6 protein-coding genes are annotated in these 6,280 nt (G+C 59.3%); 5 read left to right on the forward strand and 1 reads right to left on the reverse strand.

Going from position 1 to position 6,280, the window contains the following annotated elements; translation table 11 throughout:
* Nucleotides 1-24: 24 nt before the first annotated feature.
* Nucleotides 25-375, reverse strand: a complete 351-nt coding sequence (locus tag FCH38_RS23250) for a hypothetical protein (RefSeq protein WP_149899178.1) — start codon at nucleotides 373-375, stop codon at nucleotides 25-27.
* A gap of 396 nt (nucleotides 376-771) precedes the next feature.
* Here FCH38_RS23250 and FCH38_RS23255 point away from each other — a divergent pair, with 396 nt between their 5' ends.
* The 5 genes from FCH38_RS23255 to FCH38_RS23275 are packed head-to-tail and all read left to right on the forward strand — an operon-like array spanning nucleotide 772 to nucleotide 6,202.
* Entirely contained in the window at nucleotides 772-1,794 is a 1,023-nt protein-coding gene (locus FCH38_RS23255) for a UDP-glucuronic acid decarboxylase family protein (protein ID WP_153517125.1), read from the forward strand.
* 1 nt (nucleotide 1,795) lies between these two features.
* Complete coding sequence (gene galE, locus FCH38_RS23260; RefSeq protein WP_153517126.1) at nucleotides 1,796-2,779, forward strand: UDP-glucose 4-epimerase GalE; 984 nt, start codon at nucleotides 1,796-1,798, stop codon at nucleotides 2,777-2,779.
* On the forward strand, nucleotides 2,776-4,707 hold the full coding sequence (locus FCH38_RS23265) for a glycosyltransferase family 2 protein (RefSeq protein WP_174375320.1): 1,932 nt from the start codon (nucleotides 2,776-2,778) through the stop codon (nucleotides 4,705-4,707). The genes galE and FCH38_RS23265 overlap by 4 nt, the downstream gene beginning before the upstream one ends.
* Before the next feature lie 15 nt (nucleotides 4,708-4,722).
* The gene (locus tag FCH38_RS23270; RefSeq protein WP_153517128.1) at nucleotides 4,723-5,226 is read left to right on the forward strand and encodes a DUF995 domain-containing protein; all 504 of its coding nucleotides are present in this window, start codon (nucleotides 4,723-4,725) and stop codon (nucleotides 5,224-5,226) included.
* A gap of 13 nt (nucleotides 5,227-5,239) precedes the next feature.
* Nucleotides 5,240-6,202: a glycoside hydrolase family 26 protein gene (locus FCH38_RS23275; RefSeq protein ID WP_153517129.1), complete on the forward strand. Its 963-nt coding sequence runs from the start codon at nucleotides 5,240-5,242 to the stop codon at nucleotides 6,200-6,202.
* The last annotated feature ends 78 nt before the right edge of the window (nucleotides 6,203-6,280 follow it).

The following is a 6,280-nucleotide window of genomic DNA, read 5'->3' on the forward strand; positions in this document are numbered from 1 at the left end:
TCCGCCGATGTTCGTGCCCGAGACTTAAGGTCTCAGGAAACAACGGGACTTCTGGCCAAATCCGCTCGGCGAGCAAATATAGGGAGAAGAACCGGAATAGGAATGTCGCGATATCGAAGGCGCCTCGGACGACGCATCGGCAACAAGCGTCACAGCTGCATTGCCTGTCCTGTCATAGCCGTAGGAAGCCCTGGTCGGAACAACCCGCGTCTTCATTGTCGTCGCATCCGCTGATGCGGTTTTGATGAGAACGGCGTCTTCGACCACGGCGCACGAAGCTGTCGCGAAAGTAAGTGATGCAAGGGCTGCAGCAACGAGCGCAAAATGATTGCGCCTGGCCGCTTTGCCACTCTTGGAATAAGGCATTTCATTCATCGTGTATGTCCCCTGAAGTCGACTGTCTGTCGCATCTCGCCGGGCGGTTTTGTCCCGGTGGACCGAGCCTTACAAAACCAGGATAGTCCCGACTGGTTGAGCGAAGCTTGCGCTAATGCTCAATAAGAAAGGCATAATGGAGGCGTAGTTAAAAAGTATTAAATCAGGGGTTATTTTTAGTAATTCAGCGTAATCAATTGTAATATTTCGATAAAATCAAGTTGACCTGTTTTTAGCTGCGCCTATCATAAAAGTTGAAATCTATCGAATCGTAATATTAAAGCCTCCAGAAGAAATAAAAACCGGAGGCTGATATTCAATATACCGCACAATCGTAAGTTTGATCGAGTTCAGGTCGAATCAGCCGGGCTGATTCCTCATGGGGAGGAGTGTGTAATGCGTAATTTCGTTCCCAACGAGCATGATAATGGCGTCACGATCTATTCGGAATGGCGTCCTGGCCAGCGCGTTCTCGTCAATGGTGGCGCTGGTTTCCTTGGTTCCCATCTTTGCGAACGTCTGCTGGCCGGCGGCCACGAAGTGATCTGTCTCGACGATCTTTCGACCGGACGACTGGCGAATGTCGAGCATTTACGGGACAATAAGCGGTTTTTGCTGGTCGAGCACGACGTGCGCAAACCCTATGACATCGACGTCTCGCTGATCTTCAACTTCGCGTCGCCGGCCTCGCCGCCGGATTACCAGCGCGATCCGGTCGGCACGTTGCTCACCAATGTCCTTGGCGCCGTCAATGTGCTGGAGGTCGCCCGCAGATGCGGTGCAACCGTAGTGCAGTCCTCGACCTCGGAGGTCTATGGCGATCCACTCGTCAATCCCCAGCCGGAAAGCTATTTCGGCAATGTAAATACAATCGGGCCGCGTGCTTGTTACGATGAGGGCAAGCGCAGCGCGGAAACCCTCTTTTTCGATTATCATCGCTTTTATGGCGTCGATATCAAGGTGGGGCGAATCTTCAACACCTATGGGCCGCGCATGCGACCCGATGATGGTCGCGTGGTTTCCAACTTCATCGTGCAGGCGCTGAAAGGCACCGACATCACCATTTATGGCGATGGCAGCCAGACGCGTTCCTTCTGTTATGTCGATGACCTGATCGATGGTTTCCTGCGTTTTTCGGCCAAGCCGAAGGATTGCACCGGGCCGATCAATCTCGGCAATCCGAGCGAAATTCCGGTACGGCAGTTGGCCGACATCGTCATTCGTATGACGGGTTCCCGCTCGCGCATCGTGCATCTGCCGGCCGCGATCGACGATCCGCAGCAGCGTCGGCCCGATATTTCACGGGCCAATGAGCAACTGAGATGGCAACCGCGCGTGCCGCTCGAAATAGGTCTGGAAAAAACCATCACCTATTTCGATGCGCTGCTGTCCGGCAGGAAAGTGGCGGAGGCCGTATGAGATGGCCCGCACAATCCTCGTCACGGGCGGGGCCGGATTCATAGGCAGCCACATCTGCAAGGCGCTGGCAAAATCCGGCTTCAAGCCCGTCGCTTACGACAATCTCTCGACCGGCCATGCCGACGCGGTTCGCTGGGGCCCCTTCATTGAGGGCGACATTCTTGATCGTGGCCTGCTGAAGGCCACGCTTAAGGAATTCTCACCGGCCTTCGTCATCCATTGCGCCGCCAATGCCTATGTCGGCGAATCCGTCGAAGACCCGCGAAAATATTACCGCAACAATGTCGGCGGTAGCCTGGCTTTGCTGGATGCCTGTCTCGACCAGAATATCGGCGGGCTGGTGTTTTCCTCCAGCTGCGCCACCTATGGCGTGCCGCCGCAATTGCCGATCCGTGAGGAAACCGCGCAGATGCCGGTCAATCCTTACGGCCGTACGAAGCTGATCTTCGAAATGGCGCTGGATGACTATGCCGCCGCCTATGGCCTGCGTTTCGTGGCGCTGCGCTATTTCAATGCGGCCGGTGCCGACCCGGATGGCGAGCTTTGCGAACGCCACGAGCCGGAAACCCACCTGATCCCCCGGGCGCTGATGGCTGCCGCAGCACGGCTGCCGCAACTCGATGTCTTCGGTGCGGATTACGACACCACGGACGGCACCTGCATTCGCGACTATATTCATGTCAGCGATCTCGCCGATGCCCATGTGGCCGCCGTCAATTATCTTGATGATGGCGGGGAGACGCTGCGTGTCAACCTTGGTTCCGGCCACGGCACGTCGGTCGGCGATATCATCCGGGCGATCCACCGCGTCACGGGGCAGGAAGTGCCGGTGCATTTCGGTGCAAGGCGCGAAGGCGATCCGCCGGCGCTGTTCGCCGATATTGAAAGAGCGCGGCAGACACTCGGCTTTGCGCCGAAGCATTCCGATATCGACACGATCATCCGCACGGCCGGTCCCGGTTTCGGACTGGAGGTGCGGTCATGACGGCGCGCTCCACCCCTTCCGTTCAACCGGCACGTGCCGCCGTAGGCGCATTGCGGATGCTCCCGGTCTTCACCGGCTGGAACCGCATGGCCTATCGTCTGGGCATCGGCGGCTGGCTGGTGACGCTGACCTATTTCTGGGGCTGGTGGCTCAACCGCGACCGGGTGATCGACTGGCCCTATTATACCGTCGTTACGCTGACGCTGGCGTGGATCACGTTGCTGCCGTCCTATTTCATCTTCATATTCCTCAATGCCCGCGTCGTCGACCGGCGCTCCCCTTTGCCCAAGGGCCGGGTGGCGATGGTCGTTACCAAGGCCCCATCGGAGCCTTTCGCTGTCGTGCGCAAGACGCTGCTGGCCATGTTGGAACAAAAAGGGCTGGAATTCGACGTCTGGCTTGCGGATGAAGACCCGGATGCGCAGACGATTGCCTGGTGTGGTGCGCATGGTGTTTTCATCTCGACCCGGAAGGGTGTCGCTGACTATCACCGCAAGACCTGGCCGCGCCGCACCCGCTGCAAGGAAGGCAATCTTGCCTATTTCTACGATCATTACGGCTATGAGCGTTACGATTTCGTCGCTCAATTCGATGCCGACCATGTGCCGGAACCGGGCTATCTGAGCGAAATCATCCGTCCCTTCGCCGATCCGGCGGTCGGATACGTCTCCGCACCCAGCATCTGCGATGCCAATGCCGGCGAGAGCTGGGCCGCGCGCGGCAGGCTTTATGCCGAGGCAAGTCTGCATGGCGCGCTGCAGCTCGGCTATAACAATAGCTGGGCGCCGCTCTGCATCGGCTCACATTATGCCGTGCGCACCAAGGCGCTGCGTGAGGTGGGTGGTCTTGGACCCGAGCTTGCCGAGGATCATTCCACCTCGCTGCTGATGAATGCCGGCGGCTGGCGCGGCGTCCATGCCGTCAACGCCATCGCCCATGGCGACGGGCCGGCGACATTCGCCGATCTCATCGTGCAGGAATTCCAGTGGTCGCGCAGCCTGATGACCATCCTGCTGCAATATTCGCGGCACTATGTGCCGAAGCTGCCTTTGCGGCTGAAATTCCAGTTCCTGTTTTCGCAGCTCTGGTATCCGCTGTTTTCGGGCTTCATGGCGCTGATGTTCGTGCTTCCCATTGTTGCCCTGTTGCGTGGGCATGTGCTGGTCAACGCGTCTTATCCGGCGTTTCTGGCGCATTTCCTGCCGATTTCACTGATCATGATCGTGTTCGCCTTCTTCTGGCGGGCCACGGGCGCATTTCGCCCGCATGATGCCAGGCTGTTCAGCTGGGAAGCCATGGTGTTCCTGTTCCTGCGCTGGCCCTGGTCGCTGATGGGTGTTTTGGCGGCAATCCGCGATACGATCCGTGGTGATTTCGTGGATTTCCGCATCACGCCGAAAGGCACGCAGGCCAAACCGCCGCTGCCGCTGCGGGTGATCGTTCCTAATATGGTGCTGGCGGCGGTGAGCCTTCTCGCCATGGTCCTGGCGCCGCGCGATAGCGGAGCGGAAGGCTTCTTCATATTCGGGGCGATCAATGTGGTGATCTATGCCGGACTTTCGGTGTTTCTGCTCATCCGCCACGCAATGGAAAACGGCGTGCCGCGATTGCCGGCCATGCGCAGCGGCGCGACCGCTGCCGCCTGTTCGCTGTTGCTCGTCGCCGGCAGCGCTGCGGAACTGAGTTCCCACGCGATTGGCGGCCTTGAGGCCCTGTCGCACGGGCAGCCCTACGTCACCTTCACCGAAACGCGCTTCACGGTTGCCGGTGCGGGTGTGGAGGGCGCGAGATCGGTGCGTCTGAAACTGCGCATCACCCTGCCAGGTTTGCCCGGTCATCGGGAAATGCAGGCGGAACCGGCCGTCGCACCGTCGCCGACAGTGGCAACCGGAGAAATCATGCTGGCCGACAATAGGGTCGGACAATAGAAGGAGGAGACTGTGATGAAAACAACAATAGACAAATGCGGGTTCTCCGCTTTCGTACTCTGCCTTGCGGTGATCGCGCCCAGTGCCGTCCACGCCGCGGGCGGCACGAAGACGCCGAAACCGCTCAGAACCAGTGAAGTCGTGGAGATGTACTTCGACAAGACCTGGAAATGGGATACGGGCGGCGGACGCTTCATTGCCGACGGCCGTAAATTCATCGCCCTGACGGAAGAAAAGGGCAAAAAATCCGTCGGTGAAGGCCGCTGGACCGTCGATGCCAACGGCACGCTGTGCATGCGCGCGACCTGGAAAGCCGATAATGGAAGCGGCAAGGCCGATACCTGCTTCGACCACGGCCGTATCGGCAAGGTGCTTTACCAGCGCAAGCAGGGCGGCCAGTGGTACGTGTTCCGGCACAACCCGCCGAAGCCCGGCGATGAATTCCTGAAACTTGTCCGCAAGGACGACGTCACCCCGCAGATCGCCGCCTATGGCAAGGCGATGACGGCGACGCGGTAGGGAGGAGAGTGTCATGCAGATAACAAGAAGAAAACTGCTCTTTGCAAGCGGGGCTGCCGTTGCCTTTTCAGCCAGCATGTACCCCATGTTCAAACTGGATGCGCAGGGTGTTGCACCCATGGGCGCCACGGGCATGAAGACGCTTGCCGACAAACGTCCGACATTGCATGCGGAGGGTATCCGTTTCGGCGCTTACGATCCGCATGGTGATTTCACCGGACAGGCCGGGGTGGCGACGGAACATCTGTTCCTGCCCTGGGAAGACGTGGATCTCGACAGCCTCGCGCTCGCCGACGCCTATGCTCTTGAGCGCAAGCGCAATGTGTTGATCACCGTCGAACCATGGTCGTGGGACGTCAACTGGCGTCTTTCCTCCGACGAGTTGCGCCGCAAGGTGCTGGGAGGCGACTACGACAAGAACATGCAGGCAATCACCGCCCGCATGTCGGCAATGAAAAGCCCGCTGATCCTGCGCTGGGGACAGGAAATGGAAGACACGTCCGGCCGCTTCTCGTGGTCGGGCTGGAGCCCGCAGGACTATATCACGGCTTACAAGCGCGTGGTGGACATGACCCGCAAGGCGGTTCCCGGCGTCAAGGTGATGTGGTCGCCCAAGGGTCTCGATGGCCTGCAGGCCTACTACCCCGGCGATAACTATGCCGATCTCGTCGGCCTTTCGGTCTTCGGTCTCGAAGACTACGACAAGATCGAATATGGCGGACCGAAGACCTTCTCCGATCTGCTGCGCAAGGGCTATGGCCTCGTGGATACCTACAACAAGCCGGTCTGGGTTGCCGAACTCGGCTATGAAGGCGGCGATTCCTATGTTCGTCCGTGGATGAACGACGTGACGCTGAAGCAGGCGGATTTTCCGAAGCTGGAAGAGGTCGTCTATTTCAACGACAAGGACGTGCATCCATGGCCGCACAATCTCGGCAAGCCCGACTGGCGCGTTGTGCGTCCGGCCAAGGCTTGAACGAGGCCGGAGCGGGCCGAGCGGACGCCCGGCCCGCTCGCCCGCCCGGACATTTTACCCGCTGACGGCGAGCACCGC

This window comes from Agrobacterium tumefaciens, assembly GCF_013337285.1.
Lineage (GTDB): Bacteria > Pseudomonadota > Alphaproteobacteria > Rhizobiales > Rhizobiaceae > Agrobacterium > Agrobacterium burrii.